The 25,194-nt window shown below is 61.6% G+C and carries 31 protein-coding genes; 4 read left to right on the top strand and 27 right to left on the bottom strand.

The window, feature by feature from the left end; translation table 11 throughout:
- Positions 1–88: 88 nt before the first annotated feature.
- Positions 89–868, bottom strand: coding sequence for a ferredoxin-NADP reductase (fpr, locus tag IB249_RS05455; protein ID WP_003443014.1), 780 nt, complete (start codon positions 866–868; stop codon positions 89–91).
- A gap of 135 nt (positions 869–1,003) precedes the next feature.
- Here fpr and IB249_RS05460 point away from each other — a divergent pair, with 135 nt between their 5' ends.
- Positions 1,004–1,930, top strand: a complete 927-nt coding sequence (locus IB249_RS05460) for a LysR family transcriptional regulator (protein ID WP_192302470.1) — start codon at positions 1,004–1,006, stop codon at positions 1,928–1,930.
- Here IB249_RS05460 and IB249_RS05465 read toward each other — a convergent pair.
- The 3 genes from IB249_RS05465 to IB249_RS05475 form a co-directional block, all read right to left on the bottom strand.
- On the bottom strand, positions 1,927–2,289 hold the full coding sequence (locus IB249_RS05465; protein ID WP_192302471.1) for a diacylglycerol kinase: 363 nt from the start codon (positions 2,287–2,289) through the stop codon (positions 1,927–1,929). The two genes, IB249_RS05460 and IB249_RS05465, sit on opposite strands and share 4 nt — an antisense overlap.
- Before the next feature lie 76 nt (positions 2,290–2,365).
- Positions 2,366–3,016, bottom strand: coding sequence for a response regulator transcription factor ErdR (erdR, locus tag IB249_RS05470; RefSeq protein ID WP_192302472.1), 651 nt, complete (start codon positions 3,014–3,016; stop codon positions 2,366–2,368).
- Positions 3,017–3,238: 222 nt separating this feature from the next.
- Entirely contained in the window at positions 3,239–3,982 is a 744-nt protein-coding gene (locus tag IB249_RS05475) for a tRNA-uridine aminocarboxypropyltransferase (protein WP_192302473.1), read from the bottom strand.
- A 184-nt stretch (positions 3,983–4,166) separates the two neighbouring features.
- Here IB249_RS05475 and IB249_RS05480 point away from each other — a divergent pair, with 184 nt between their 5' ends.
- Positions 4,167–4,592, top strand: a complete 426-nt coding sequence (locus IB249_RS05480) for a PA3611 family quorum-sensing-regulated virulence factor (protein WP_192302474.1) — start codon at positions 4,167–4,169, stop codon at positions 4,590–4,592.
- 1 nt (position 4,593) lies between these two features.
- Here the strand turns inward: IB249_RS05480 and IB249_RS05485 are convergent, their stop codons facing one another.
- On the bottom strand, positions 4,594–4,788 hold the full coding sequence (locus tag IB249_RS05485; protein ID WP_192302475.1) for a hypothetical protein: 195 nt from the start codon (positions 4,786–4,788) through the stop codon (positions 4,594–4,596).
- Positions 4,789–5,144: 356 nt separating this feature from the next.
- Here IB249_RS05485 and IB249_RS05490 point away from each other — a divergent pair, with 356 nt between their 5' ends.
- Positions 5,145–6,263: a TIGR00730 family Rossman fold protein gene (locus IB249_RS05490; RefSeq protein ID WP_192302476.1), complete on the top strand. Its 1,119-nt coding sequence runs from the start codon at positions 5,145–5,147 to the stop codon at positions 6,261–6,263.
- A 42-nt stretch (positions 6,264–6,305) separates the two neighbouring features.
- Here the strand turns inward: IB249_RS05490 and recX are convergent, their stop codons facing one another.
- The 22 genes from recX to IB249_RS05600 all read right to left on the bottom strand — a co-directional run bounded on the left by recX (position 6,306) and on the right by IB249_RS05600 (position 22,274).
- Positions 6,306–6,773, bottom strand: a complete 468-nt coding sequence (gene recX / locus IB249_RS05495) for a recombination regulator RecX (RefSeq protein ID WP_192302477.1) — start codon at positions 6,771–6,773, stop codon at positions 6,306–6,308.
- Positions 6,774–6,781: 8 nt separating this feature from the next.
- Entirely contained in the window at positions 6,782–7,840 is a 1,059-nt protein-coding gene (gene recA / locus IB249_RS05500; protein WP_192302478.1) for a recombinase RecA, read from the bottom strand.
- A gap of 83 nt (positions 7,841–7,923) precedes the next feature.
- The gene (locus IB249_RS05505) at positions 7,924–8,424 is read right to left on the bottom strand and encodes a CinA family protein (protein ID WP_192302479.1); all 501 of its coding nucleotides are present in this window, start codon (positions 8,422–8,424) and stop codon (positions 7,924–7,926) included.
- A gap of 79 nt (positions 8,425–8,503) precedes the next feature.
- Positions 8,504–9,040, bottom strand: coding sequence for a lysis system i-spanin subunit Rz (locus tag IB249_RS05510; RefSeq protein ID WP_192302480.1), 537 nt, complete (start codon positions 9,038–9,040; stop codon positions 8,504–8,506).
- Positions 9,022–9,585 carry a glycoside hydrolase family 19 protein gene (locus tag IB249_RS05515; protein ID WP_192302481.1) on the bottom strand — a complete coding sequence of 188 codons (564 nt, stop codon included), beginning with the start codon at positions 9,583–9,585 and terminating at the stop codon, positions 9,022–9,024. The genes IB249_RS05510 and IB249_RS05515 overlap by 19 nt, the downstream gene beginning before the upstream one ends.
- Positions 9,586–9,628: 43 nt before the next feature.
- Complete coding sequence (locus tag IB249_RS05520) at positions 9,629–10,660, bottom strand: contractile injection system protein, VgrG/Pvc8 family (RefSeq protein ID WP_192302482.1); 1,032 nt, start codon at positions 10,658–10,660, stop codon at positions 9,629–9,631.
- A gap of 9 nt (positions 10,661–10,669) precedes the next feature.
- On the bottom strand, positions 10,670–10,882 hold the full coding sequence (locus IB249_RS05525; protein WP_192302483.1) for a tail protein X: 213 nt from the start codon (positions 10,880–10,882) through the stop codon (positions 10,670–10,672).
- On the bottom strand, positions 10,875–11,258 hold the full coding sequence (locus tag IB249_RS05530; RefSeq protein ID WP_192302484.1) for a phage tail protein: 384 nt from the start codon (positions 11,256–11,258) through the stop codon (positions 10,875–10,877). The genes IB249_RS05525 and IB249_RS05530 overlap by 8 nt, the downstream gene beginning before the upstream one ends.
- Complete coding sequence (locus tag IB249_RS05535) at positions 11,258–12,781, bottom strand: glycine zipper domain-containing protein (RefSeq protein WP_192302485.1); 1,524 nt, start codon at positions 12,779–12,781, stop codon at positions 11,258–11,260. Before IB249_RS05535 ends, IB249_RS05530 begins: the two co-directional genes overlap by 1 nt.
- A gap of 128 nt (positions 12,782–12,909) precedes the next feature.
- Positions 12,910–13,479, bottom strand: a complete 570-nt coding sequence (locus IB249_RS05540; protein ID WP_192302486.1) for a phage tail assembly protein — start codon at positions 13,477–13,479, stop codon at positions 12,910–12,912.
- Positions 13,480–13,627: 148 nt separating this feature from the next.
- Positions 13,628–14,134, bottom strand: a complete 507-nt coding sequence (locus tag IB249_RS05545; RefSeq protein WP_192302487.1) for a phage major tail tube protein — start codon at positions 14,132–14,134, stop codon at positions 13,628–13,630.
- Positions 14,134–15,300, bottom strand: a complete 1,167-nt coding sequence (locus IB249_RS05550; protein ID WP_192302488.1) for a phage tail protein — start codon at positions 15,298–15,300, stop codon at positions 14,134–14,136. The genes IB249_RS05545 and IB249_RS05550 overlap by 1 nt, the downstream gene beginning before the upstream one ends.
- A gap of 2 nt (positions 15,301–15,302) precedes the next feature.
- Entirely contained in the window at positions 15,303–15,512 is a 210-nt protein-coding gene (locus IB249_RS05555; RefSeq protein WP_192302489.1) for a hypothetical protein, read from the bottom strand.
- A 102-nt stretch (positions 15,513–15,614) separates the two neighbouring features.
- A complete protein-coding gene (locus IB249_RS05560) occupies positions 15,615–16,115 on the bottom strand; it encodes a DUF4376 domain-containing protein (protein ID WP_192302490.1) in 501 nt (166 codons plus the stop codon).
- Positions 16,115–17,503 carry a phage tail protein gene (locus IB249_RS05565; RefSeq protein WP_225606815.1) on the bottom strand — a complete coding sequence of 463 codons (1,389 nt, stop codon included), beginning with the start codon at positions 17,501–17,503 and terminating at the stop codon, positions 16,115–16,117. The genes IB249_RS05560 and IB249_RS05565 overlap by 1 nt, the downstream gene beginning before the upstream one ends.
- The gene (locus tag IB249_RS05570) at positions 17,504–18,139 is read right to left on the bottom strand and encodes a phage tail protein I (protein ID WP_192302491.1); all 636 of its coding nucleotides are present in this window, start codon (positions 18,137–18,139) and stop codon (positions 17,504–17,506) included. It abuts the gene before it with no gap.
- Positions 18,136–19,131: a baseplate J/gp47 family protein gene (locus IB249_RS05575; protein WP_192302492.1), complete on the bottom strand. Its 996-nt coding sequence runs from the start codon at positions 19,129–19,131 to the stop codon at positions 18,136–18,138. Before IB249_RS05575 ends, IB249_RS05570 begins: the two co-directional genes overlap by 4 nt.
- Positions 19,128–19,460, bottom strand: coding sequence for a phage baseplate protein (locus tag IB249_RS05580; protein ID WP_192302493.1), 333 nt, complete (start codon positions 19,458–19,460; stop codon positions 19,128–19,130). The genes IB249_RS05575 and IB249_RS05580 overlap by 4 nt, the downstream gene beginning before the upstream one ends.
- Positions 19,461–19,470: 10 nt before the next feature.
- The gene (locus IB249_RS05585) at positions 19,471–20,082 is read right to left on the bottom strand and encodes a phage baseplate assembly protein V (protein WP_192302494.1); all 612 of its coding nucleotides are present in this window, start codon (positions 20,080–20,082) and stop codon (positions 19,471–19,473) included.
- Between the two features lie 3 nt (positions 20,083–20,085).
- A complete protein-coding gene (locus IB249_RS05590) occupies positions 20,086–20,610 on the bottom strand; it encodes a hypothetical protein (RefSeq protein WP_192302495.1) in 525 nt (174 codons plus the stop codon).
- Positions 20,611–20,696: 86 nt separating this feature from the next.
- Positions 20,697–21,044, bottom strand: coding sequence for a phage holin family protein (locus IB249_RS05595; protein ID WP_192302496.1), 348 nt, complete (start codon positions 21,042–21,044; stop codon positions 20,697–20,699).
- A gap of 495 nt (positions 21,045–21,539) precedes the next feature.
- Positions 21,540–22,274, bottom strand: a complete 735-nt coding sequence (locus tag IB249_RS05600) for a helix-turn-helix transcriptional regulator (protein ID WP_192302859.1) — start codon at positions 22,272–22,274, stop codon at positions 21,540–21,542.
- Positions 22,275–22,485: 211 nt separating this feature from the next.
- On the opposite strand from IB249_RS05600, the gene mutS reads away from it, so the two are divergent.
- Positions 22,486–25,053, top strand: a complete 2,568-nt coding sequence (gene mutS / locus IB249_RS05605) for a DNA mismatch repair protein MutS (RefSeq protein ID WP_192302857.1) — start codon at positions 22,486–22,488, stop codon at positions 25,051–25,053.
- The last annotated feature ends 141 nt before the right edge of the window (positions 25,054–25,194 follow it).

Raw genomic sequence — 25,194 nt, forward strand, 5'->3', positions numbered from 1 at the left:
GGGGCGTATCAGCCAACATCATTGTTGACTGTCACACCGCTTCGCGAGCAGGCTCGCTCCCACAGGGAATACAGCGATACGCCGGTTGTTACTTCTCGACGAACGCACGCTCGATCAGGTAGTCACCCGGCTCGCGCATCCGCGGCGAAACCTTGAGGCCGAAGCTGTTCAGCACTTCGCTGGTCTCGTCGAGCATGCTCGGGCTGCCGCACAGCATGGCGCGGTCGTCCTGTGGGTTGATTGGTGGCAGACCGATGTCACTGAACAGCTTGCCGCTGCGCATCAGGTCGGTCAGGCGGCCTTCGTTTTCGAAAGGCTCGCGGGTGACGGTCGGGTAGTAGATCAACTTGTCACGCAGGGCCTCGCCGAAGAACTCGTTCTGCGGCAGGTGCTCGGTGATGAATTCGCGATAGGCGACTTCGTTGACGTAACGTACGCCGTGGCACAGGATCACTTTTTCGAAACGCTCGTAGGTTTCCGGGTCCTGAATGACGCTCATGAAAGGCGCCAGACCGGTGCCGGTGCTGAGCAGGTACAAATGTTTGCCAGGCTTCAAGTCGTCCAGTACCAGCGTGCCGGTAGGCTTCTTGCTGATGATGATCTCGTCGCCTTCCTTCAAATGCTGCAACTGGGAAGTCAGCGGACCATCAGGCACCTTGATGCTGAAGAACTCGAGATGCTCTTCCCAGTTCGGGCTGGCAATCGAGTAAGCGCGCATAAGCGGGCGGCCATTGGGCTGTTGCAGGCCGATCATCACGAACTGACCGTTCTCGAAGCGCAGGCCCGGATCACGGGTGCACTTGAAGCTGAACAGGGTGTCGTTCCAGTGGTGAACACTGAGGACACGCTCGTGGTTCATGTTGCTCATGTACGTGGGACTCCTGGAGATTTGTCTGCGCCTGTGCGTTGACCAAAGTGCTCTGCGCAATTGCAACGTATTCTAATCGCGACGACAATATCTGTTAACTGGATTATTAAGATAAGGGTTATCGGTTATATAGATATGCGATTTACTCTCCGTCAACTTCAAGTCTTCGTCGCCGTCGCCCAGCAGGAGAGCGTTTCCCGCGCTGCCGGGCTGCTCAATCTCTCGCAATCGGCGGCGAGCACCTCGATCACCGAACTGGAGCGCCAGTCCAGCTGCCAGCTGTTCGACCGCGCCGGCAAACGACTGAGCCTCAATGCGCTGGGTAAACAGCTGCTGCCACAGGCGGTGGCACTGCTGGACCAGGCCAAGGAGATCGAAGACCTGCTCAATGGCAAGTCCGGTTTCGGTTCCCTTGCGGTCGGCGCGACCCTGACCATCGGCAACTACCTGGCCACGCTGTTGATCGGTGGCTTCATGCAGCGCCATCCGGAAAGCCAGGTAAAGCTGCATGTGCAGAACACTGCCAACATTGTGCAACAGGTCGCGCATTATGAAATTGATCTGGGTCTAATCGAAGGTGACTGCAGCCATCCGGATATCGAGGTGCAAAGCTGGGTCGAGGATGAACTGGTGGTGTTCTGCGCACCGCAGCATCCGTTGGCGATCCGCGGCACCGCGACCATGGAAGCGCTGAGCCAGGAGGCCTGGATTCTGCGTGAACAGGGCTCCGGTACGCGGCTGACGTTTGACCAGGCCATGCGTCATCATCGCAGCGCGCTGAACATCCGCCTGGAACTGGAACACACCGAAGCCATCAAGCGCGCGGTGGAATCGGGGTTGGGGATTGGTTGTATCTCACGCCTGGCGCTGCGCGATGCGTTCCGGCGCGGCAGCCTGGTGCCGGTGGAAACACCGGACCTGGACCTGGCGCGACAGTTTTATTTCATCTGGCACAAACAGAAATACCAGACATCGGCGATGCGCGAATTCCTCGAGCTGTGCCGCGCCTTCACCGCCGGGGTCCAGCGCAGCGACGAGATCGTGCTGCCGCCCATTGCTTAAAGCAGGATCACCGCCCAGACCAGCGCGATCATGGTCAACGCCACCAATTGGGCGGCGCTGCCCATGTCCTTGGCGTTCTTGGACAGCGGATGCAGCTCGAGGGAAATGCGGTCGATGGCCGCCTCCACCGCCGAATTGAGCAACTCGACGATCAATGCCAGCAGACAGACAGCAATCAACACCGCCTGCTCGACACGACTGACATTCAAAAAGAACGAAAGCGGGATCAGGATGACGTTGAGCAACACCAGTTGGCGAAAAGCCGCTTCCCCGGTGAAGGCGGCGCGCAGGCCGTCCAGCGAATAGCCGGAGGCGTTGAGGATGCGTTTCAGGCCGGTCTGGCCTTTGAAAGGGGACATAAGCGTGGCAACTGACCAAAAAAGGAGTGGGAAAGCTAGTTCAACCCAGGTCAAAAAAGCGTGAAGACGCCCGCCCTTACTGGCTTGAAATTGACTCAAGTTGTTGCAGAAGCAACGCCGCCTGGGTCCGGGTCCGCACATTCAGCTTACGGAAAATCGCCGTGACGTGAGCCTTGATCGTCGCTTCCGACACGCTCAGCTCATAGGCAATCTGCTTGTTCAGCAACCCTTCGCAGACCATGGTCAGCACCCGGAACTGCTGGGGTGTGAGGCTGGCCAGGCCTTCGCTGGCGGCCTTGGCTTCGTCGGAAACGCTGACGGCTTCAAACGCCTGGGGCGGCCAGAATACATCGCCATCAAGCACCGCGCGCACGGCTTTCTGGATCACGCTCAGGTCACTGGACTTGGGAATGAAGCCACTGGCGCCGAACTCACGGGACTTCACCATGATCGAGGCCTCTTCCTGGGCCGAGACCATCACCACCGGAATCTGCGGATACTGCCCACGCAGCAGCACCAGCCCGGAAAATCCGTAGGCACCCGGCATGTTCAGGTCCAGCAGCACCAGGTCCCAGTCGGACTTTTCGTCGAGTCGGGTTTCCAGTTCGGCAATGCTCGCCACTTCCACTAGGCGGACATCCGGGCCAAGGCCCAGGGTCAAGGCCTGGTGCAAGGCGCTGCGAAAAAGTGGGTGGTCATCGGCAATCAGGATTTCGTATGTGGCCATTTTTCAAATGATCCTGTTCTTCAAACAGCGCAAGGTGCAGCCACGGAGCGGCACCCACAGGGCGCGTTCAACGCCAGTTACATGACGGTTCATGTCGCTTTTCACGTAAGAAATGCGGCGTATCAATTCTCGGCCGCGCCCTGATCGGCGCCAAGCATGCCCAGCGAAACCGGGGTGGTCAAGGTGCCTGGCCGCTACAGTTCTTTGCAGTATGGGCGACAATCAACCGGTGACAGCACTGCCGTTCGGCACAAAGGCCATCAGCTCGGCATGTGCCGGTGTACTGACGTTCATGTCCAGCTGGTGCTTGGCATCCAGGTAATGCTGGCTGAACACATCGAAATAAGCGTCCAGCGCCGATGCAGCCTCGACATCGCCCGCCAGATCGAGGCACAGCGCAGCCACTTCGGCCGTGCACAAGTGCTCGCTGCGGGTCGAGCGACGCAGGCGATAGCGCGACAGTTTCTCGGGCAGCAGGCTGAGGATCGGCAGTGCATCGAAATACGGGCTTTTGCGGAAGATCTTCCGGGCCTCGGTCCAGGTCGCATCCAGGAGAATGAATAAAGGCCGCCGGGTGCTGTCGACCTCGACCGTGTTGGTCACCCGCTCGGGTTCAACGTACTCGCCGGGAAAGACCAGGTACGGCTGCCATTGCGGGTCGGCGAGCAATGCCAGCAGTTGCGGATCGGGCTCGGTGCGCGACCAGATGAATGCATGATTGTCACGCACCACATCCGCAATCAGCCATCCGGTGTTGCTCGGCTTGAACACTTCCTTGTTGGTCATGATCAGGCATACGCCGGAGCGGGTCTCGACCTGCGGGCGCCAGGCGCACAGGCAATGACTGACGATCACCCGGCAGTCATGGCAACGGGGCGCTCGCCAGCCACGGGCCTGAAGCGGCTTGATGCCCTCCTCCTCGCGCTGGTCGCGCAAACGGGCTACGGCGTTGGGGGCATGGTTCATCGTGGGCTGTACCGGGAAACAGGGGAAATCGACACGAACGACACTCGGGGCAATAAAGGCCGCAGTTTATCAGAGCCGTCCGCGCAAGCCTGTACCGTCCGGACCACCTCCCCTATAATTCGCGCCCACTGAACGCACAGTCATGTGACAGGTCGAAGCACCAGTCACTGAACAGGAGAGTTTCATGTTGCGCCTTATCGTTCCCACCGCTGCCATTCTGCTGGCGTCGTCCTTCAACGCTCAGGCTGCGTCCTTGAGTGAGCAGAATCTCAACCGAGAGCTGCGCAACGTCGCCGCCCAAAGCAGCGTCGGCACGCCACGGGCGATCAACGAAGACATTCTCGATCAGGGCTATACCGTCGAAGGCAACGTGCTGATCAATCACTTGAGCGTGCAAAGCAGCCACGCCCAGAAGATGCGCGCCGAACCCAAGGCGGTTTATTTCCAGCTCGGCTCCTCCGTCTGCAACAACCCGGGCTTCCGCAAGCTGATGGCAAAGGGCGCGATCATGCGTTACGACTTCACCGAGGTGAAGACCAATCGAGCGGTCGGCTCGGCCAGCTTCCAGGAATCGGATTGCCCGAAAGCCACGCCAGCGAAGAAAAAGTGATTCAACGGGTATTGGCGCGCCGCTGTTCATCCTCGGCGCGCAGTTCCGCAACCAGTGCCTGCAAGTAGCGCGAGCGTCGCTCGCCCCCCTCCAGACGTCGGCGGCACTCCTCCTCGAGACTCAAATGATGGGTCTCGGCCGATGACATCAGTAATCGATACAGTTGCGTATCGATCTCCAGAATGATTCTGGCCATTGCTTCCCGCCTCCTTGCACTTCGCCCGTGTTTGAGCAAATAAAATCCTTGAACCGCTCGTACTGCGCGCCCTGCCTTTGACGCAAAGTTGTCGTGTCATGCCTGTAATTTAGTAAATCAGAGAGTCGGACACTCGGCGCGCGTTCAGACGAGCGGTGAAACCACCTTGCAAATCGTCAATAAGCGGTTGCCAGGAAAGACTTTGCGGCGCAATGATCAAGTCAGCGCAAATCCCCGCGAGGGTCTAGATTCACAGTATTCACATTCATTTTTCTCGGCAGGAAGGGGGCTGCCTGATCGACGTCTTGCGATGCGCCTCACCCAAAGGAACACTGCCTGAATGGAAGGAGAATTCAATGCCTTACCAACCCAATGACCTCCTTAACCGTCATTTCGCAGAAAGCGGCCACGACCTCATCAGCAAGGTCGAAGAACAACTCAACCTTGTTTCACCCAATAGCCCGAACATCCCGATCTACCGCGACATGATTCTGACCGTGCTGCGCATGGCCCAGGAAGATCACAACCGTTGGAACGCGAAAATCACCCTGCAAGCCCTCCGCGAACTGGAACAGGCCTTCCGAGTGCTCGAACAGTTCCGGGGCCGGCGTAAAGTCACGGTTTTCGGCTCGGCCCGTACCCCCATCGAACATCCGTTGTATGGCATGGCCCGCGAACTCGGCGCCGCGCTGGCGCGCTCGGACCTGATGGTGATTACCGGTGCCGGCGGCGGCATCATGGCGGCAGCCCACGAAGGTGCCGGCCTGGAGCACAGCCTGGGATTCAACATCACCCTGCCCTTCGAGCAGCATGCCAACCCCACGGTGAACGGCACCACCAACCTGCTGCCGTTCCATTTCTTCTTTACCCGCAAGCTGTTCTTCGTCAAGGAAGCCGATGCGCTGGTGCTGTGCCCTGGCGGTTTCGGCACACTGGACGAGGCGCTGGAAGTACTGACGCTGATCCAGACCGGCAAAAGCCCGCTGGTGCCGGTGGTGCTGCTGGATGCCCCGGGCGGCCAGTTCTGGCACGGCGCGCTGGACTTCATCCGCAATCAACTGGAGGAAAATCGCTACATCCTGCCGACCGACCTGAAACTGGTGAGCCTGGTCCACAGCGCCGAAGAGGCCGTGGAGCAGATCAACCAGTTCTATAGCAACTTCCACTCCAGCCGCTGGCTCAAGCATCAATTCGTGATCCGCATGAACCACAAGCTCAGCGACGATGCGCTCGAACACCTGCAACACGCCTTCGCCGACCTGTGTCTGAGCGATCACTTCCATCAACATGCCTACAGCGGAGAAGAGCAGGACGAAGCGCGATTCAGCCATCTGGTTCGACTGGCCTTCACCTTCAACGCCCGTGATCATGGACGCCTGCGGGAACTGGTCGACTACATCAACCTGCCGGAGAACTGGGCGCACTCCAAGCCAGTGGCAGCACAACGCACGCGGCAACCCTTGAAGGTCACGTGAGGCAAAAAAAACGGCCCGCTATCGAATAGCGAGCCGTTTCAGTCAATCATCCATCCCTCGGCCGCTTAACAAGCGGCTGATCATTTCCATGGAGTAACCACGATAACTCAGGAACCGACCTTGCTTGGCGCGCTCCCGGGCGTCTATCGGTATATGCCCGGAGAACTTGCGCCGCCAGGTGTCCTCCAACTGCTCCTGCCAGTTGATACCGCTCTCGCGCAACGCGAGTTCGATATCACTGCGTTGCAGGCCACGCTGGCTTAATTCTTCGCGAATACGCAAAGGGCCATAGCCTGATCGGGCCCGGTAGGAAACGAAGCTTTCGAGGTAACGGGATTCGGACAGCAACCCCTCTTCCGTCAAACGGTCGAGCGCCGTGTCGATCATTTCAGGGAGGGCGCCGCGCTGACGCAGTTTACGCGTCAGTTCGACCCGACCGTGCTCGCGTCGTGCGAGCAGGTCCATTGCGGTTCGCCGCACCGCGACGAGTGTATCGAGTACGGCGGTCATCGGATCGATCAGATATCAGCGTCAGCCATGTCATCTTCAGTCTCTTTGACTGCAGAGGCCTTGGAGTCCGCGATGACGGCTGGAGAGAGCAACTTGTCACGCAGTTGCTTCTCAAGGGCTGCGGCAACCTCAGGGTTATCCGCGAGGAACTTGGCCGAGTTGGCCTTGCCCTGACCGATCTTGGTGCCGTTGTAGGCATACCAGGCACCGGACTTCTCGACGAAACCGTGCAGGACGCCCAGGTCGATCATCTCACCATTGAGGTAGATGCCCTTGCCGTAAAGAATCTGGAACTCGGCCTGACGGAACGGCGAAGCCACCTTGTTCTTCACAACCTTGACGCGGGTTTCGCTGCCGACGACTTCATCACCTTCTTTCACCGCACCGGTACGGCGGATGTCCAGACGAACCGAGGCGTAGAACTTCAGCGCGTTACCACCGGTGGTGGTTTCCGGGCTGCCGAACATCACGCCGATTTTCATGCGGATCTGGTTGATGAAGATCACCAGGCAGTTGGCATTCTTGATGTTACCGGTGATTTTACGCAGCGCCTGGGACATCAGGCGGGCTTGCAGGCCCACGTGCATGTCACCCATTTCGCCTTCGATTTCAGCCTTTGGCACCAGGGCCGCCACGGAGTCGACGATGATCACGTCAACCGCGTTGGAACGCACCAGCATGTCGGTGATTTCCAGGGCTTGCTCGCCGGTGTCCGGCTGGGAAACCAGCAGGTCGTCGACGTTGACGCCCAGTTTGCCGGCGTATTCAGGGTCCAGGGCATGTTCGGCGTCGACGAATGCGCAGGTCGCACCGGCTTTTTGAGCCTGGGCGATCACCGACAATGTCAGTGTGGTTTTACCGGAAGATTCAGGACCGTAGATTTCAACAATACGGCCTTTTGGCAGGCCGCCGATGCCGAGCGCGATGTCCAGCCCCAGAGAGCCCGTGGAGATGGCCGGGATCGCCTGACGGTCCTGATCGCCCATACGCATTACGGCACCCTTGCCGAATTGACGTTCGATCTGACCCAGGGCCGCAGCCAAGGCTTTCTTCTTGTTGTCGTCCATTAAAGTCCTCACGTAATCAATAAGGCCTGACGGCCAACACCTGTATAAGTAGCCAGTATTATTCCACAGGGATTCAGGATCGCCTACCCCTGATTTGAGATTTCTGCCGAGGCATGGCGCAGCAGCCCCTCTAGCGCGGCCTTCACCGTTTGTCGGCGGACTTCATCGCGGTCACCGGGGAAGTGCTGCAGCTCGCTGAACACCCGCTCGCCGACGCCCCAGGCCAGCCACACCGTGCCTACCGGTTTGTTCGGCGAACCGCCATCCGGCCCGGCCACGCCGCTGACCGCCACGGAGAAAAATGCCCGGCTGCGCTCCTGCGCGCCCCTGGCCATGGCCTCGACCACCTCGCGACTGACCGCCCCCACCGTGGTGAACAGTTCCACCGGAACACCCAATTGCAGGTTTTTCTGCAGGTTGGAGTACGTGACGTAACCGGCCTCGAACCACGCCGAACTGCCGGGAATGCGGGTAATGGCCTCGGCGATGCCGCCACCGGTACAGGACTCGGCGGTGGAGACATGGGCGTTGAGCATCTGCAATTGCCTGCCGAGGTCGGCGGCCAGCTGGGTGATCACTTTCACGGGCATCTCCTGATCGGGCGCTATGGACCTACCGTACACGAGCGCATCGCGCTTGCAAGTGACAGGGTTGCTCAAGATGTTAGCGGATAAGCGCCCTCACATACGCCTGGCAAGCCTGCAAGGCGATCAGTGCACGATCGCCGGCATCGGTGATGGCGATAATTCGTTGAGCATGCGCCGGGTCAAGTCGGGCGCGTGGGGCGCCATGATCCACGCCGCCGGCGCCGGAGGTGGCTGGCATTGCGCAGCCTGGGGCAATGTCGCCGGCCTCGAGGAGGACTGACAGGCGCACATCAGCAGTGGCAAGACGATCGCGCAGGCGATCCTGATCACGTTGGGCATCGCTCAGCGCTCGGTAATGGGTGTGTTCACTGGTCGCCAGCTGCTGCTCCAGCGCCTGGCGCCGGTCCTGGTCAGCCTGCTGTCGGGCGGCTGCCGCCAGGGTCAGCTGGTTCAGCGATTCGGCGTGCAGCCGGGCCTGGTCCGTCAGTTGCCGCGCGTAACGCGCCTCCTGATAACGCCAGGCCAGCGTCGCCGGGCCAGCGGCCAGCACCACCAGCAAAACCACCAGCCCAGCGGCCCGCCATGACAGCGGCATCAGACCGATGGCTGGCATAACACCGCCCTCGCCCGCCCCCACAATTGCAGACGGTCTTGCAGGCCATTCAAGCCGCCATTGATACGGCGGGTGATGCGGTTGAACTGGTCCCGATCAGCCAGCTCATTGAGGCCGTTGTGCGCCCAGAACCAGGCGGCGGATTCGGCGGCCCATTGTGGCTGTTCGAGCAGTTGCGGTTGCACCAGCAGACGCTCATCGCCGAACAGGCCCACACTGCACTGCTGGTAGTTGCGCCGGCCGGTGACCTGGATCAGGCCACGGCCACGAAAGCGTTGACCGTCGCCGTCGGGCGCCGGGGTATTGCCCAGGCGCACGGCCAGCGGACCGGTGTCGTATTTGCTCAGGTATTGCTCGCTGCCCCGCTCCCGCAGGTCATGCAACTGCCCGGACTCATGGCCGACCTGCGCCAGGAAGGCCGCCATGCGTTTGGGCGTATCGATGCCATGGCGCGCCATGGCGGTGTTGAGCACGCCAACAAAAACGCCCGCTTGAGTGCGGGCGTCGGGCATGATCGTTTGCAGCTGGGTTGACGTAATGTTCATCGTGCTCCCCGGCCGGGCCCCCTCGGAACCCGGCGTTTCAGATTCAACTCGATCCCGGTGCGGACCGGGCATCCAGGCAGGTCGCCTCGATCGCGCAGCGATAGCTCTTTTCACGACTGCCGCTGGCGGTGACCTTGTCGATCGACCAGCGACCGCGCATGAAATCGGGCCAGGTGGTGTCGAGCAGGACCAGGCCTTCGGCGGACAGCCCCGGATGACCGGGGCACTCGATCTTCACCTTCAGCGCCTCGCGCATCATCCGGCGCACTTCGCCCTCAGCGGCCGTCCGTGCTTCGTCGGCGCTGTGATAGCTCTGGCGGACGGTCTTGAACGGCGCCATGCCGCTCTCCTCGACCCGCAGCTTGCCGGCCGCCGCGTCCCACCAACGGGTCTTGCACCCCTGGAACCTGGCCCGGCTGGTTTCATCCAGCGTCGCGGAAATGAAGGCGTGATCGCCTGGGCGATTGTTGCGGGTCACCGACAGCTGGATGTTCGGCAGCACCTTGCCCGACAGCGATTTCGCCTGCCCCCGCCGCGCCAGCACGTAGAGCTCGTTGATCGGCTTGGCCACGGCGTCGTGCAGACGGGCCAGCCGGGTCAGGAAACCCATGTCGGTTTCGTTGGATTGGTCGATGTGTTCAATCCTGATCAGCGCCAACTCCGGCGCCACCCGTGGCGAGAAACCGTGGCGCGAGGTCAGCTGGCGAAACAGCGCCCCCAGGGTCGTCGGACCGTGGCTGACCGAGCGTCGCAGCTTGAACCCGGTCTGATCCGTCGCACTGAAGGGCGCCGCCGTGGCCACCAGCGTCAGACGCAGGGGAAACAACGTCGGTGTACGCCGTGTGACCACGAACTGGCCCTTGTCGATCAGGCCCGATTCCAGGTAGCCGACCCTGAGGCCGATTTTTCCTTCGAGACTCGGTAAGCCTTCGAGCCCTTGCAGGTCGAGGACCAGGGTCAGTTGATCGGATTCGATGCCGGCGGCGTCGATGTGCTCCCAGCTGATGAGCCTTGGGTTGATCAGGTCCGCATTGGCCCCGTAAATCTCTATGACTGGCGTGAAACCCTGTGCCATGACGCCTCCTTAATCCCAGGCCGAAACCGGGGCGTCCACTGCGGGACGGGATTCAGGTTCCGGCAGGACCACCCAGACACCCGCCGGCAGGACCGCGTGCTGTTCCTGCAGATTCGAATTGAGGCGCCACAGCGCCTCTTCGACCGCATCATCGCAACGACCGGTTTCCCGGTAGAGCAACAGATTCACCGAATCACCGGCCACACTTCGTACTCTACGCATGGATGAACTCCGACAAATCCACGGACCAATTGATGACCATCGCCGTCCCGTCATCGATGACTTCACTTTGGGTTTCCGTCACGCTGTTGATTCGCCAGAAGCCCCAGTGGGTGCCGATGCCGTCGACCATCGGCAACGGCACGCGCAACGCCTGGAGTGCCCGCAGTTCATCGAGCCGTTGCATGGCCACCGCGTACATCGACTTGCCGCTGATCTTCAGCGTCTGCGCCTTCTGCCCGGCCTGCCTGGATTTCGGCTTGCCCATCACCACCTCCAGATCGGTCCAGCCGCCGTCCGACAGGCGAACGATGCCGCTGTAGGCAAAGTTGCGCGACAAGCCGAAGATAAAACTGCCCAGTGCCATTTGCTGACGCATTACACACCTCCATCTGTCAGGGCCGCGTCGCGTCGAGTCGCGAGGGCGTTGTGGGTCATCAACGGGACGAACTCAGCGTGGAATTGCGCCTGCAACTGCTGCGCGACCACGCTGCGAATCTGCTCGGCACTGTCGGCATTGGGGCAAGTGACCTGGATCGACGGGGCAAAATTGATTGACGTGTTTTGCGCCTGGGCACTGGTCATGTCCTTGCTGACCTGTTCCGGCGCGCTGAGCCGATCCACCAGCCCGCCCAGCTTTTCACCGAGCATCGTGCCCAGCCCGGAACCAGCGAAGCTGCCCACCAAACCGCCAATGGCGGTGCCGATAACGGGGAAAACAAGGGTGCCGAGCGCGGCGCCTGCCGCGGCACCCGCATAAGAACCTGCCAATACTCCGGCAGAAGAAACCACGGCTCTGCGGTCACCGCTGGCAATGCCCCGGGCCGCGCGGACACCCGCATTGAGCAATCTCAACGGCGGCGACAACCTGCCTGCTGCAGCCCCGACGCTGGCCACCCTGCCGACCAGCGAAGTGGCACGCGCAGGGCGGGCACCACCGGTCAAACCTCGCGTCTGCGCGTTTGAAGGCACAGGCGTGCGGCGTTGCACTTCGATTTTGGGTGGCGGCGGGTTCTTGCGGGGCGTTTTTTTCCCGGGTTTGTTGCGCCCCCTTGCTTTGCCTTCATGATCGGCCTGAGCGTCGTTGCGGTTCGGCCCTGATCCCTTGCCCGCTGTCGGAGGACGGCGTTTTTCACCTTGATGACCAGCGCCATCCGGTTCGTCAATCAGCGTTCCCAAACCAAAAGGGAGTCGCGGCGCACCCCACTTCAGGATCTTTTTCGCCGCGTTGGCGAGCGCTTCGTCGACCACTTTCGATGCGAGGGCATACACCCCGACAGCGACGGCCGCCAGCCCAGGCCCCAGCACGGGGGTTTGTTCGGCGAACGAGTTGAACCTGTCGAGCGGGGCGGAAAGGTCCGGAGTCGCCACATTGTGCAGCCGCTCCAGACTCGTCGCCATCGGGTTGAGCGAAACCGGCGTGGCGCTTCTTTGAGGTTCAGCGGGCGTCGCGGTCGAAACCACGTGTTCAGGTGTCGACGACCACTGCAGGTACTTTTCAAGCGCTGTTCCTGGCGAGGGCTGCAACGCATTGCCTGCACCTTTATCGCTGGCGGGCAAAGCCATCGGTACGCGCGGCGGTTCAATGGATGGGCGCGGTTCAACCTCGATATTCAGCCGGAACGGCGATTCTCCACTGAAGCGAGGTGCCGGCGAAAACGCCCTGAGCTGTGGGCGAGGCGTGAACAACGCTGCCGTCAGCGACTCCAGGACCTTGCCGAGTTCGCCCTGTTGTGCCGTCAACAGGCGAATGTTCAGGCTGGCCGCGTTCAACGCCATGCCGAGCTGGGCCATGGCGCCGGTAAAACCGCTCAAGCCGAAGGGCTCTGAGGTCACACTCAGCGCCGGTAATCCAAAACTGTCGAGCGTTGCCTCGCTCATCGAATACTTAGTGTCTGCCATCCTCCCCTACTCCTCTTTCACACCCAGACGGCTCAGCGCAATCTCGTAGCGGCGCAAGGCCTTGTCGGCGTCCCACTGCAGAATCTCCGCCTCACTTACCGGGTAAATGAGCGGCACGACATCGAGGATCACTTCGATGTCGCGTTCCGAAAGAAGGCCGCCGGTTGGTTTAAAAAATCGTCGATTCGCACCTGCAATTGCGTCCAGTCCGGAACGGTCAGATAGGCCAGGTCGGGGAGCATCAGACCGGTGCAATGGGCGGTGATGAATTCCGCGCGCTCCTTGGCGGTCTTGAGTTTCTTCATCGCCTTGGTGGCGCGCAGCACCGGCATTTCCAGGGTCAGCGACGTCAGGCTGCGACCGGCTGCGGCGAGCGGTTGCAGCAGCGTCACTTCATCCGGTTCGCCTTCGCCCACGGATTGAAGAAAGTGCGAAGCCGGCAAGGTCGACATTTCGTGTACGTAGTGGGCGATGCTCACGTAGTCCGGACGTTTGAGCTGGTCGAGTTCCTTGACCGACAGCCCGGTGGCCAGTTGCGCCAGCTCGAAGAACTGATCGTCTTCGTCATCGCCGGCGCGGGCCAGGGCTTCTTTTTGTGCGGCATAGAACAGCGGTTTGAGGGTGATCTGTTCGATCTGCGTGCCGTCGTCGGCGGTGATTGGCGACAACAGGACATGAACGGGTGGCGTCCAGGGCATGGGGGAATTCCTTGGTGACCGGGGTTGGATCCCGGCAAGACAACCCTTGTGGGAGCGAGCCCGCTCGCGATGCGATTTGTCATGCAACAGCGCGGTGTCTGATGCACCGCTATCGCGAGGCAGGCTCGCTCCCACAGGGGGTGGAGGGTTAAGGCAGCAACACCGCGCGACGGGCATCGCCGAGGATGTCGACGCCGTTGAGCACGAACTTCTGGGTGCGCACGTCGATGTCGATCACCGGGATGCCGTTTTCCAGGCGGTTGTAGGTGCGGCAGGACAGCTCCAGCGTGGTGGTGGGTTTTTCGCCCATCTTCAGTTTCGCTTCGGTCAGGGATTTGAGCTTGCCGCCGACGGTGTGATAGGTGAACCAGGTATTGCCATCCTGATCCTGGCCGGCTTCACGCACGTTGAGCAGGATGTCGTCGCCCAGCTTCACCCCCAGCGCCAGCATGACTTCGGCACCGGCACCTTGCAGGATGAGCGTGGCGCCCAGCACTTTGCCGCTCTTGGCCATTTCCTCGGCGATGAAGCGCCCACCGGCCTGCGCCTCCATGTCGAACTCGATCTTCGGCGGCGTGAACTCTTCCACCGTCGCCGACAACGGCAGGCCTTGCAGCGTGGCCGCGATGGCCTGTCTTACACGGTTGGTAAACATTAGAGAACGTCCTCCAGGAACTGCTCGATGATTTCGTCACGGGCGTTGAGTTGATAGATCATGTGTTCGTTCGGCGCGTAGCGGCCGTAGTCGATGACCACGTACCAGGTGCCGTTCTTGTACTTCTCGACGCTGTTGAGTTCCGGGTGCAGGTAGACGCTGCCACCCGGAATGGTTTCGTCGGCGACCAGGGTTTGCAGCCAGTCGTTGATGCGCTTGACCTCCTGGTCCATGAACGACTTGGTCAGGTTTTTGGCCATGGCCTTCTGGCCGGCCTTGACCAGCTTGCGGCTGATCGCGTCTTCCAGGCCGACGTAGCTGATGAACTTGCCGGTGATCGAGCGGTTCCCCAGCAGCGAGAAGCCGCCGAGGATGGTGCGGGCGTAGTAGCTGATGCCGTAGCGGTTGAGCAGGTCGCCCTCGGTGGAGGTGTCGAGGATGTTGTATTCCACGACGCGCGACACGTCTTCGGCGAAGGTCACCTGGTTGCCCGGGCTCTCCCATTGCTTGACCTTGGCCAGCGCGGCGATGGCCAGGCTCGAGGGCGCCAGGAATACGTTTTTCTTCGCCGCCCTGGAGTACACCGACGGCATGTTGTGCACCACCAGGCAACGGTCGAAACCCAGCTCCGCGCCGCCCAGTTCCTGGCTGTAGGTGATTTGATCGGCGACCGCGACATCCTTGCCGTCGAGCACCACGCGGGCCTTGATGCGCTTGCCGAACGAGGCGAACTCACCGGCCACGGCCTTGGTGCCGGTGAAGCCCGGCGCGCCGATGATGGTCAGGTCCTCGGGCACGCCGCCCAATGCAGCCAGGCCGAGCTTGCGCCCGGTCAGCGGATCGATGCCGCCGATGACGTTGTTCAGGGTGTCCGCCGGGGTCGCGCCCTCTTCGACGATGACCACGTAGACCGGCACCTTGACCACCTTCAGGATCTGGAACACCGCGTGATACAGCGTGCCCTCCTCGGCCCCCGTCGGGTCGAGCAGCGCCTGGGTGGTGAAGCTGTTGATGCGAAACGGCGCATTGCGCGGAATCAGCGGGTCGGCCTGCGGCGCTGTGCCGACCAGGCCAATGACGTTGTCACCCAGGCCACCCATGGCCTCGGGAGATTCGGTGGCATTGACGGTAATGCCGTTGTGCTCGAAGTTCAAAACCTCAGCCATGGTTATTCAGCCTTCTTGGCAGCGGCTTTTTTCGCCGCAGTGGATGGAGAAGCCGACTCGGCAGCTTCGGTTTTTTTCAGCTCCAGTCGACCGGCCGTGCGCAACGCGCTAGCCTCGACCTCGAGCAGATTCAGCGCCTGGCCGATGCTCGACCAGTGACCGCCCCCGACGGGGAATGGGCGCACTACGGTGTACGTTTGGCGTTCTGCCATGGGTGTTTCTCCATGCATGAAAAAGCCCCTTGAAGAAAGGGGCTGAGGGGGGTGTGAGTGGTGTGCCAACGGGAAAGAAAACGCCCCGACGGTGCGGGGCGTTTATTGTGGATCTGAAGGTAGTCCCACATTCGCAGCGGGGTCAGGTGCCGGTTCAGGCCAGCCTTCCAGCAACATGGGGTCGCGGTATTCGCCGTTCTCAACTGCGCGCAGCAAAGCCAACTCTCGGTCGAAACAGGCTTGCACATGGGTGCGTACAGCCGTCGCCAGGCCCAGGAGTTCAGAGGCGTTCAATGCGATGAAACCGTTGCCGGTTTTCCAGTTGCATGTGTAAGTCGGATCGATAATCGCCGAAACCGCAGCGCCCGCAATCAAGGCCTGACCCTCACGGGAGGTATCGATGACAAAGCCGTTGAGCGAGACTCCGACGCGCTCGCGCCGGTAACGCTCAGCTGCAATTACAGCGGGATAATCCACTTCCGGAGATGGCGCAGCCGCCAGTGCCAAAGCGTCCGACTCGCTGATGGGCGACAGACCTTCCGGTGCTTGCGTTGCACTCACGAAGGCAAAAACATTTCCAGCAGCGTCAATGAAATAGTGCATCAGCGGATCTCCACCCAATTGCTAATCGTGTAGCTGCCCGTCGGAACCTTGTAGGTTGAACCTGCAGGGATAATTGCGGACACCGCGAGGCTAAGGCCCGTGTTCGGGAACGACGATCCGAAGATGCTGACCCCATCGACCATGACCGTGGCAGTCTGGTTCGCGGCTGTACCGACAAGCGCCACGTTGACGACGATAGGCAGGGTTGAACTGTTGGTGTAGGTGACGTTGATGGCTCGCGACGCCTTGACGTCTGTGGGGGTTTTGAACAGCTGGGAAAGTTTGTTGTTGAGCGTCAGCACCTGAGCTTCCAGCGCAGCGACGTCAATGTTTCCCGGATTGATCGGCGCGTTCCAGGCTTTGATGCACCACATGACTGCCAGGTTGCGCGGGCGGGTTTCTGTACTGGTACGAGCCACCAAGGAGGCGTCAAAGAGAGTCAAATCAGTGACCACCGACCCTCCAGCCTGCCCAAGTGGAGTTGAGCCACCAATACCAGCACTAGGCCTTGACGATCCAAACGGGCTTGGAGAAACCCCACCCGTGATAGCCCCGAGCACTCCAGACCCGAACGAACGACTCGAAAGCTCACCCTTGATGTTCTGCAAGGCATCGAGCTGGTTACTGCCAATCGCCCGCCCGGCATCTACCCCTCGTCCATGATCCCACCCGCGCAAAAACTCCCCACGGGACTCCGGCAGCCGAAAATTACCCGCCCCTTCTCCCCCGGTATTGAAGGTCGTGCCCAGGAACGCATACAGATCCGGATAGGTCGCAATGCTCTGCACGCTGCCATCGACTTCCAGAAAACCCGGCGGCACCGTCGCCTTGGGAAACGCCACCATCGAGCCCACTGGCAACGCCGAAGCCTGCGCGATCATGGCCTCGATTTCAGCCCTGGTACTTGCCAGTTCGTCAGCGAGGTACCCCATCACCCACGCCTTGGTCGCTTTCACCACGGTGTCGTCGATCAACAAGGTCACGAGCGAGGCGTTGCTGGTCTCGAAAATCGAGCGGATGTAGAACTCCTTGCCCGAACCCGACGTCGCCAGCACTGGCTTGAACGATTCCGGGTACTTGACGATGGCGTAGAGAATGCCGGTGTCGGTCCAGAGCCCGGCTTCCCTCACGTACCAGCCACCCTCTTCCGGTGGGATGGTCACTTCGGCGAGCAGCCAGCTGGGGTTCTTTTCGTCCTGGAACAGGGCGTTGAGCGGCCCGCGCCAGACTTCTCGCTTGAGCGCAGTGGCGGTTGCCGCCGGGTTGTAAACCGCGCCGCCGCCGTCGCCGACCGAAATCTGCGACAACTTGATCGGCACGCCCGCCGCCTTGCAGGCGGTTTCGTAGGCAATTCCTGCGTTCGTGAGCAGGGTGTAATAGTCGGCCATTCAGGACCCCTGTGGATAAATAGTGGAGATTTCGACGGTGTAGAGCGCGCCGGCCTTGAAGGCCAGACCCGACAGCTCGAGCCCTTCGAGAACGATGGGATAAACCGTGGTCAGCTCACCGCACACCGTCGCTGCGCCGATGACGTGGTTGCCGAAGGCACTCAGGCCGACCGACACCGACAACAGGTCGCGCTCGCTCTTGGCGTCCGCCAGTCGGCGATCGAGACGGGCATCGATGGCTTCGCTGTAGGGTTGTTCGGTGAACGCCCGGACGTTGAAGCTGTAAGGCTGGCCCGGTGGTGTCTGCTCGTACCAGGCCCGCACTTCGGGCCTCAGGCGCAGGCCCCTGGCGGCGTTTTCCAGGGCCTGCCGCGTCCCGGCCTGGCGCGCCGTGGGCCAGGCCAGTTGCACGGTCAGGCGTTTTTCCACCTCGCTCGCCTCTGAACTCCATTCGCTGACACCACGATCCGCCGCGAGGTACGGCAGAAAAGCCAACGGCGTCCCGGTGGGGTTCATCAGCTCGGGAAACGGCGGTGCGATGCGGTCAAGCAATACGCCAAAGCCGATATCCAGGGCTTTTTCCAGTGCAGAGCTATTAGGTGGCAACAGGCTCGATCGAGAGTGTTCGTCATTCATAACGCCAGCACCTCAACCTCGACAGCAGTGCAATACGGCGCCTCGAAAGCCGTGGTGACGATCGGCTCCAGCGGCTCGAGGATTTCCAGTTGAACCGCGCCTGCGCTGTGCAGCGTGTAGTCGATCCAGCTGGGGTCGACTCGCCCTTCCAGGCGATGACAGCTTTGGGCATACGCCTGCAATTGCTGTTGTGCGGCGAGCCTGGTCAGCCCCGAATCCGGGCCGGCGTTGATCCTCGCGACGACGCGGATCCTGTAGTTTTTGATGTGCGCCCCCTGCACCGTGACCCGGTCGGTTTCCGGTCGCACGTCCGGCCGTGCGAAATGCTCGCGCACTCCGTCGAGCAACGCCTCGGAGGCCGAACCATCACCTTCCCGCGCCAGCACCGTGACCATGACCTCGCCTGGGGCCGTGCGGCGTCCATTGCCATCCTTGACCTGCGCCGCCAAGCCGTCCGGCGCGAAGGTGTAGGTCACCGTGACCTTGCCCGGCGCATGGGTATCGACCTTCACCACGGGGCGCTCGCCAAGGGTGAACACCTCGCGACGATACTGCATGCGCGACCCGGCAGCCGGCGCATGGGGCGCCAGGTAATAGCGCAAACGCGCGTCATCGTCGCTTTCATACACCGGCGCAATCGGCGGAAACGCCTGGGGATCGCCGGGGTCCAGCAGTTGACGCTCAAGCCCCATGTCGGCAAGGCGGGCATCCAGGTTGCTGCCAGTCGCCCACCAGGCCAGCATCTGCTTGATCCGGGCGTTGTATTGGCGCTCATGGAGTTGCAGGCGCACGCAAAAGGCTTCGAGCGCCAGGGTCAGCAATTCGCTTTCGTTTTCCAGACTCGCCTTGAGCTTCACCGCCGTCTGCGCAGACCGGGCGCCGACGTACTCGACGACGAAGCGCTTGAACTCGGCGAGCAGGTCCTCGAAAGCCTCGACGGTGACAATCGAGGGTTCGGCCAGTTGGTTCTGGCCAGGGATCAACATGCTCATGTCACCACCTCGAAGGTTTGCGTGCGGTTGTTCCAGGTGCCGGCAAAGCGCAACACCAGCCCGGCGCCCCGGCGACTGGCGACGATGGCCTGCGGCTGGAAATCGCCGATGCCGTTCTGTTCGTTGTAAAAGGCCTGGGCGGCATGGCTCTGGGCGAGGAGCAACAGGTCATCGCCCAGGTTGCGGCCCAGCAGGTCCGGGATCAGCGAGCCATACAGCGGACGCTTCTGCCGCGTGCCCAGGGGTGTGGTCAGCGCCCGGGTGGCGCGCTGCACGAACTGCGGCCAGTCGTCGACCGCCGCCCCGGTGTTTCTATCGATTCCGATCATGGGAGACTCTTCATGCGGTACTGATGACGCGACCCTGGTGATCCACCACCGGGCCGCTCAGGTGCACACCGGAAGCGTCGAGTCGCAAACCGACCGCGCCCAGTTGCAGTTCAATGGCCTCGGGCGTGATCACCAGACTCGCCGGCCCGAGATTCAACTCGAGCGCTTCGCGAGAGCCGTTGAACGCCGCCGGGCCGTTCTTCCAGTGCAAGGCGTGAAGGCCATCGTCGTAGCCGCTTTCCGTGCCGTCCAGGTAGCGGCGACGCGTCAGCGAAGCCTGGGTCGAGACGGGCGGAAACTGGCTGCCGTTGAGCCCGAACAACGCCACCGACTGCGCGCCGCCGTCGCCGCCACCATGGTTGAGCAACAGGCATTGCTCGCCGACCGAGGGAATGCGCGATTCGCTTTGCGCCCCGGCGCTGGGGTTGAAAAAGCGGATCGCTGGGGTCAGCAACTCGCCATGGCTGACTCTGCAGGTGTTGCTGGCCGCATCGACCTCCTGGCACACGCCGATCCGGCACACACTGTCGGTGCGCCGGTAAAGGTCTTCCAGCTGCGCTTCCATCTCGGCCAGGCGCTCGATGACCGGCCCCAGTTGCTGGCGTAAAAAACCGTCGAACATGCCTCAGTCCTCCAGTTCGGTGTATTGATCGGGGTCGTCGATGTTCGAGACCTCCCAGGTCTTGGCGAATTTCGGGATGCCCAGCGGGTCGTCGAGCAGCAGCGCCCCGAGGTAGAGCGTCTGGTCGAAGGCCAGGGTCCAGGCGGAATAGGCCTGCGCGTCACTGAGGAAAGTCGACGGCAAGGCGTCGATGTTTTGCGGCCGATCGCATTGACCGGACGGCAAGCCCCAGCGGTTATCGGTGATCAATCCTTTGAGTACGCAGGCCAGATCGCACGCGGCCAGGCCTGGATCGGCCAGCGTCGGCGACGTGATGATTTGCAGCGAGATCGTCAGGGCATGGGCGATACGTCCATCAGGGGCACGGCTGGCGCTGGCATTGCGCTCGCAGGTGATCAGGGCCCAGGCCTGGTCGAAGGTGGCGTCGAAGTCCTGGGGACTTGCGACGTTCAGACCCAGGCCCGCCGAGCGCAGGGTCTGAGCGATGGCAAGCAGCAGCCGCGACGGCCTGTCGATGTCGAGGGACATAAGGTGACTTCCTGTGCATGGGTTCAGGCTCCGGCTGCGGGTTCATGCAGCGAAGCGCGGTGGCCGTAATGGCCGATGAATGGGGTCTACTGATCCGGACGGGAGTCCGGCGGCGGTACCTCGCATACGCCGATGCGCCTGGCCGCCCAGCGCTCATACAGGCCGATGGCGACATCCGCGCCCGCCATCGCCGTGAGGCAACCAAAAGCGCCGGCGACCCAGATCGACAGGCCGGCGGCATACAACAGCATGATCGCCGACACCCCGCAGATCATGCAGGCCCCGGAGCGCAGGGCCAGACGCCGCAGCAGCGACCAGCCGCGAGCGCCCTCCTTGTCGGCGCGCCACATTTCGCCGGACACCCCACCCATCAAGGCGAGCACGATGACCAGCCAGATCGGCATGTCCAGCAACGCCAGTTGCTCGTTTGTCATGTCACGCCTCCTTGGGTGATTGATGAATGAAAGGCAGGTGGTGGGTTAAAAAGAAATGTCGTGTGGTAGGCATTCCAAAAAGCCCGGCTTGCACCGGGCTTTTCAGTAATGCGGTCCTTCGCGTTGACCTTTCGGCGCGACTGGCGCGGTACGGGTCCATTCAGATTGTTTTTCCGACCGCGGTCCCTGCCCGCCGGATAACTGCTTCTGGTGCTTTACGCTGCACACCCGGGTCAGTTGCCAACCCTCTGAACCGTTGAGGCCGGTTCATCGCTGCCTGTTGTGGTGGAACTGAAGAGCTTCGTTGCGAGCTGCTTTGTCGAGCGGCTTGAGACGAAGAATATGCATGGATGCATATACAGTCAATGCATAAATGCATTTATTTATGCATTTTAATTGCACGAACGCATGGAAGCCCCGCAGGCAAAGGCGCTGACGATTTTTGCAGGCGAAAAAAACCCGCACGATGGCGGGTTTTATCTGACAGAGGCTGGCCTAACGGGCGTACATGCCCCACCAGAAGACGTGACCGAGGATGACAATTTGCTCTTCCTGCATTTCCTGGAAGCTGTAGTCCTCGTCCGGGTGCTCATCGCGATTGAAACTGCGCAGGCGAATGCCGGTTGGCAGGCGATACAGCTGTTTCACCCGCAATTGCCCATTGTGGTTGATGGCATAGAGGTCGCCGTCGACGATATCGCCGATGCCACTCTTGCCGGCGTTGACCCCGACGGTGGCGCCGTCACGCAGCACCGGCAACATGCTGTTGCCGCGTACCGTGACGCATTTGGCCTGGTCGAACTGCACGCCGTTGTGCCGCAGGCTGCGCTTGCCAAAGCGCAGGCTGGCGCGCTCGCTCTCTTCAATGACGAATCTTCCTGATCCCGCCGCCAATTCAACCTCGCGAAGAAAGGGGACCGACACCTCGTCGTCATCGACGGGCGTATCGTCGTCCCACAGACTGATGTCCTTGAGTTCGGCGTGCACGTGATCGCGCCCGGCACCGGCGGCGGATGCCACACCGGCGCGACCGCGCAACTGGTCGGTGCTCACGGCGAAGTACTCGGCGATCTTCGAGATGTGTTTGTCCGAAGGGTCGACAATCTTGCCGCTGAGGATTCGCGAGAGGGTGGATTGAGGCACGCCGGTGCGACGGTGCAGCTCCGTGGGGGAGATCCCGTGCTGATCGAGCAGCGCTCTGAGGACGTTAGAAACATTGCGTTTTTGCATATCGCGCATAGTGCTTGATCTTTTTTGCGAAGACAAATGCTGTTTTGCATAAACCGTGCATGGACAGTGGAAATGTTTCCCGAGGCTTTCATGCCTGCGTCCTGCGGACCGCCCATGGTAACCTTGCGCCCATCGCGGAAAAGCCGGGTCAATGCCCCTCCTTTGCCCTACACCTTTCAACGAATCTGCCTGATATCCGATGAATAAAGCACTGTCCGATCTGTCGTCGCACACGCCGATGATGCAGCAATACTGGCGCCTGAAGAACCAGCACCCTGACCAGCTGATGTTCTATCGCATGGGTGACTTCTACGAAATCTTCTACGAAGACGCGAAGAAGGCCGCCAAGTTGCTGGACATCACCCTGACCGCCCGCGGGCAGTCGGCGGGCCAGGCGATTCCGATGTGCGGGATTCCGTACCACGCCGCAGAAGGTTACCTGGCGAAGCTGGTCAAGCTCGGCGAATCGGTGGTGATCTGTGAGCAGGTCGGCGATCCGGCGACCAGCAAAGGGCCGGTCGAACGCCAGGTGGTGCGCATCATCACGCCGGGTACGGTCAGTGACGAAGCGCTGCTCGACGAGCGCCGGGATAACCTGATCGCCGCCGTATTGGGCGACGAGCGCCTGTTTGGCCTGGCGGTGCTGGACATCACCAGCGGCAACTTCACGGTGCTGGAGATCAAGGGCTGGGAAAACCTGCTGGCGGAGCTGGAGCGGATCAACCCGGTGGAGCTGATGATCCCGGATGATTGGCCCAAGGATCTGCCAGCGGAAAAACGTCGTGGGGTCCGTCGCCGTGCACCGTGGGATTTCGAGCGCGACTCGGCGCTGAAAAGCCTCTGCCAGCAGTTTTCCACCCAGGACCTCAAGGGCTTCGGTTGCGAGAACCTGACCCTGGCCATCGGCGCCGCCGGTTGTCTGCTCAGCTATGCCAAGGAAACCCAGCGCACCGCCCTGCCCCACTTGCGCAGCCTGCGCCATGAACGCCTGGACGACACCGTGGTGCTGGATGGCGCGAGCCGTCGCAACCTGGAACTGGACACCAACCTGGCCGGCGGTCGCGACAATACGCTGCAATCGGTGGTCGATCGCTGCCAGACCGCCATGGGCAGCCGCTTGCTGACCCGCTGGTTGAATCGCCCGTTGCGCGACCTGAGCGTGCTGCTGGCGCGGCAGACCTCGATTACCTGCCTGCTCGACGGCTACCGTTTCGAAAAGCTGCAGCCTCAGCTCAAGGAAATCGGTGACATCGAGCGGATCCTCGCCCGCATCGGCTTGCGCAATGCCCGTCCCCGCGACCTGGCCCGCCTGCGCGACGCCCTCGGCGCCCTGCCCGAGTTGCAACGGGCGATGGCCGAGCTGGAAACGCCGCACATCATTCAACTGGCGAAAACCACCAGTACCTACCCGGAACTGGCGGCTTTGCTGGAAAAAGCCATCATCGACAATCCGCCTGCGGTCATCCGTGACGGCGGCGTGTTGAAAACCGGCTACGACAGCGAACTCGACGAGCTGCAATCGCTCAGCGAGAACGCCGGGCAATTCCTGATCGACCTGGAAGCCCGGGAAAAGGCGCGCACCGGCCTGTCGCACCTGAAAGTCGGCTATAACCGCATTCACGGCTACTTCATCGAACTGCCGAGCAAGCAAGCCGAGTCGGCACCGGCTGACTACATCCGGCGCCAGACACTCAAAGGTGCCGAGCGTTTTATCACGCCGGAGCTCAAGGCCTTCGAAGACAAGGCGCTGTCGGCCAAGAGCCGCGCCCTGGCCCGGGAGAAAATGCTCTACGAGGCCCTGCTCGAAGACCTGATCGCCCAGTTGCCGCCGCTGCAGGACACCGCCGCCGCTCTGGCCGAGCTGGACGTGTTGAGCAACCTCGCCGAACGTGCGCTCAACCTTGACCTCAACTGCCCGCGTTTCGTCGACGAACCCTGCATGCGCATCAGCCAGGGCCGCCACCCGGTGGTCGAGCAGGTGCTGACCACGCCGTTCGTGGCCAACGACCTGAGCCTGGACGACAACACGCGCATGCTGGTGATCACCGGTCCGAACATGGGCGGTAAATCCACCTACATGCGCCAGACCGCATTGATCGTGCTGCTGGCCCATATCGGCAGTTTCGTGCCGGCGGCCAGTTGCGAATTGTCGCTGGTGGACCGGATCTTCACCCGGATCGGCTCCAGCGACGACCTGGCCGGCGGACGCTCGACCTTCATGGTCGAAATGAGCGAAACCGCGAACATCCTGCACAACGCCACCGAACGCAGCCTGGTGCTGATGGACGAAGTCGGTCGCGGCACCAGCACGTTCGACGGTCTGTCCCTGGCCTGGGCTGCGGCAGAACGTCTCGCCCATCTGCGCGCCTACACCCTGTTCGCCACCCATTATTTTGAACTGACGGTACTGCCGGAAGCCCAACCGCTGGTGGCCAACGTGCACCTCAACGCCACCGAGCACAACGAGCGCATCGTGTTCCTGCACCACGTGCTGCCGGGACCTGCCAGCCAGAGCTATGGGCTGGCTGTGGCCCAGCTGGCCGGGGTGCCGAGCGAAGTGATCGTGCGCGCCCGCGAGCATCTGGGTCGACTGGAAGCCACCGCACTGCCCCATGAAGTGCCCAAGCCGGTGAAGGGCAAGCAGGCCGCTCCGCAGCAGAGCGACCTGTTCGCCAGCCTGCCGCACCCGGTCCTGGATGAACTGGCCAAGCTCGACCTGGATGACCTGACACCGCGTCGCGCACTTGAAATGCTCTATACACTGAAAACACGGATCTAACGCAATTTGCCTCCAAGCTGTTAGAATCTCGCGCGGTTCGGGATGCTGCAGGCTAATAGCCTGGCCTGCAGACTATCGCTCCCGAACCTGGCGACCCCACCGTGAAGGGGCTCCGCTGCCGCCGCCTGAGGAGAGAATTAG

Source organism: Pseudomonas sp. PDM04 (genome assembly GCF_014851765.1).
Classification (GTDB): Bacteria; Pseudomonadota; Gammaproteobacteria; order Pseudomonadales; family Pseudomonadaceae; genus Aquipseudomonas.

Excerpts from the sequence above, each read along its gene's own strand:
- fpr (WP_003443014.1), bottom strand. The coding sequence starts at position 868 with ATGAGCAACATGAACCACGAGCGTGTCCTCAGTGTTCACCACTGGAAC.
- IB249_RS05460 (WP_192302470.1), top strand. The coding sequence starts at position 1,004 with ATGCGATTTACTCTCCGTCAACTTCAAGTCTTCGTCGCCGTCGCCCAG.
- IB249_RS05465 (WP_192302471.1), bottom strand. The coding sequence starts at position 2,289 with ATGTCCCCTTTCAAAGGCCAGACCGGCCTGAAACGCATCCTCAACGCC.
- erdR (WP_192302472.1), bottom strand. The coding sequence starts at position 3,016 with ATGGCCACATACGAAATCCTGATTGCCGATGACCACCCACTTTTTCGC.
- IB249_RS05475 (WP_192302473.1), bottom strand. The coding sequence starts at position 3,982 with ATGAACCATGCCCCCAACGCCGTAGCCCGTTTGCGCGACCAGCGCGAG.
- IB249_RS05480 (WP_192302474.1), top strand. The coding sequence starts at position 4,167 with ATGTTGCGCCTTATCGTTCCCACCGCTGCCATTCTGCTGGCGTCGTCC.
- IB249_RS05485 (WP_192302475.1), bottom strand. The coding sequence starts at position 4,788 with ATGGCCAGAATCATTCTGGAGATCGATACGCAACTGTATCGATTACTG.
- IB249_RS05490 (WP_192302476.1), top strand. The coding sequence starts at position 5,145 with ATGCCTTACCAACCCAATGACCTCCTTAACCGTCATTTCGCAGAAAGC.
- recX (WP_192302477.1), bottom strand. The coding sequence starts at position 6,773 with ATGACCGCCGTACTCGATACACTCGTCGCGGTGCGGCGAACCGCAATG.
- recA (WP_192302478.1), bottom strand. The coding sequence starts at position 7,840 with ATGGACGACAACAAGAAGAAAGCCTTGGCTGCGGCCCTGGGTCAGATC.
- IB249_RS05510 (WP_192302480.1), bottom strand. The coding sequence starts at position 9,040 with ATGCCAGCCATCGGTCTGATGCCGCTGTCATGGCGGGCCGCTGGGCTG.
- IB249_RS05515 (WP_192302481.1), bottom strand. The coding sequence starts at position 9,585 with ATGAACATTACGTCAACCCAGCTGCAAACGATCATGCCCGACGCCCGC.
- IB249_RS05520 (WP_192302482.1), bottom strand. The coding sequence starts at position 10,660 with ATGGCACAGGGTTTCACGCCAGTCATAGAGATTTACGGGGCCAATGCG.
- IB249_RS05525 (WP_192302483.1), bottom strand. The coding sequence starts at position 10,882 with ATGCGTAGAGTACGAAGTGTGGCCGGTGATTCGGTGAATCTGTTGCTC.
- IB249_RS05530 (WP_192302484.1), bottom strand. The coding sequence starts at position 11,258 with ATGCGTCAGCAAATGGCACTGGGCAGTTTTATCTTCGGCTTGTCGCGC.
- IB249_RS05535 (WP_192302485.1), bottom strand. The coding sequence starts at position 12,781 with ATGGCAGACACTAAGTATTCGATGAGCGAGGCAACGCTCGACAGTTTT.
- IB249_RS05540 (WP_192302486.1), bottom strand. The coding sequence starts at position 13,479 with ATGCCCTGGACGCCACCCGTTCATGTCCTGTTGTCGCCAATCACCGCC.
- IB249_RS05545 (WP_192302487.1), bottom strand. The coding sequence starts at position 14,134 with ATGTTTACCAACCGTGTAAGACAGGCCATCGCGGCCACGCTGCAAGGC.
- IB249_RS05550 (WP_192302488.1), bottom strand. The coding sequence starts at position 15,300 with ATGGCTGAGGTTTTGAACTTCGAGCACAACGGCATTACCGTCAATGCC.
- IB249_RS05555 (WP_192302489.1), bottom strand. The coding sequence starts at position 15,512 with ATGGCAGAACGCCAAACGTACACCGTAGTGCGCCCATTCCCCGTCGGG.
- IB249_RS05560 (WP_192302490.1), bottom strand. The coding sequence starts at position 16,115 with ATGCACTATTTCATTGACGCTGCTGGAAATGTTTTTGCCTTCGTGAGT.
- IB249_RS05565 (WP_225606815.1), bottom strand. The coding sequence starts at position 17,503 with ATGGCCGACTATTACACCCTGCTCACGAACGCAGGAATTGCCTACGAA.
- IB249_RS05570 (WP_192302491.1), bottom strand. The coding sequence starts at position 18,139 with ATGAATGACGAACACTCTCGATCGAGCCTGTTGCCACCTAATAGCTCT.
- IB249_RS05575 (WP_192302492.1), bottom strand. The coding sequence starts at position 19,131 with ATGAGCATGTTGATCCCTGGCCAGAACCAACTGGCCGAACCCTCGATT.
- IB249_RS05580 (WP_192302493.1), bottom strand. The coding sequence starts at position 19,460 with ATGATCGGAATCGATAGAAACACCGGGGCGGCGGTCGACGACTGGCCG.
- IB249_RS05585 (WP_192302494.1), bottom strand. The coding sequence starts at position 20,082 with ATGTTCGACGGTTTTTTACGCCAGCAACTGGGGCCGGTCATCGAGCGC.
- IB249_RS05590 (WP_192302495.1), bottom strand. The coding sequence starts at position 20,610 with ATGTCCCTCGACATCGACAGGCCGTCGCGGCTGCTGCTTGCCATCGCT.
- IB249_RS05595 (WP_192302496.1), bottom strand. The coding sequence starts at position 21,044 with ATGACAAACGAGCAACTGGCGTTGCTGGACATGCCGATCTGGCTGGTC.
- IB249_RS05600 (WP_192302859.1), bottom strand. The coding sequence starts at position 22,274 with ATGCAAAAACGCAATGTTTCTAACGTCCTCAGAGCGCTGCTCGATCAG.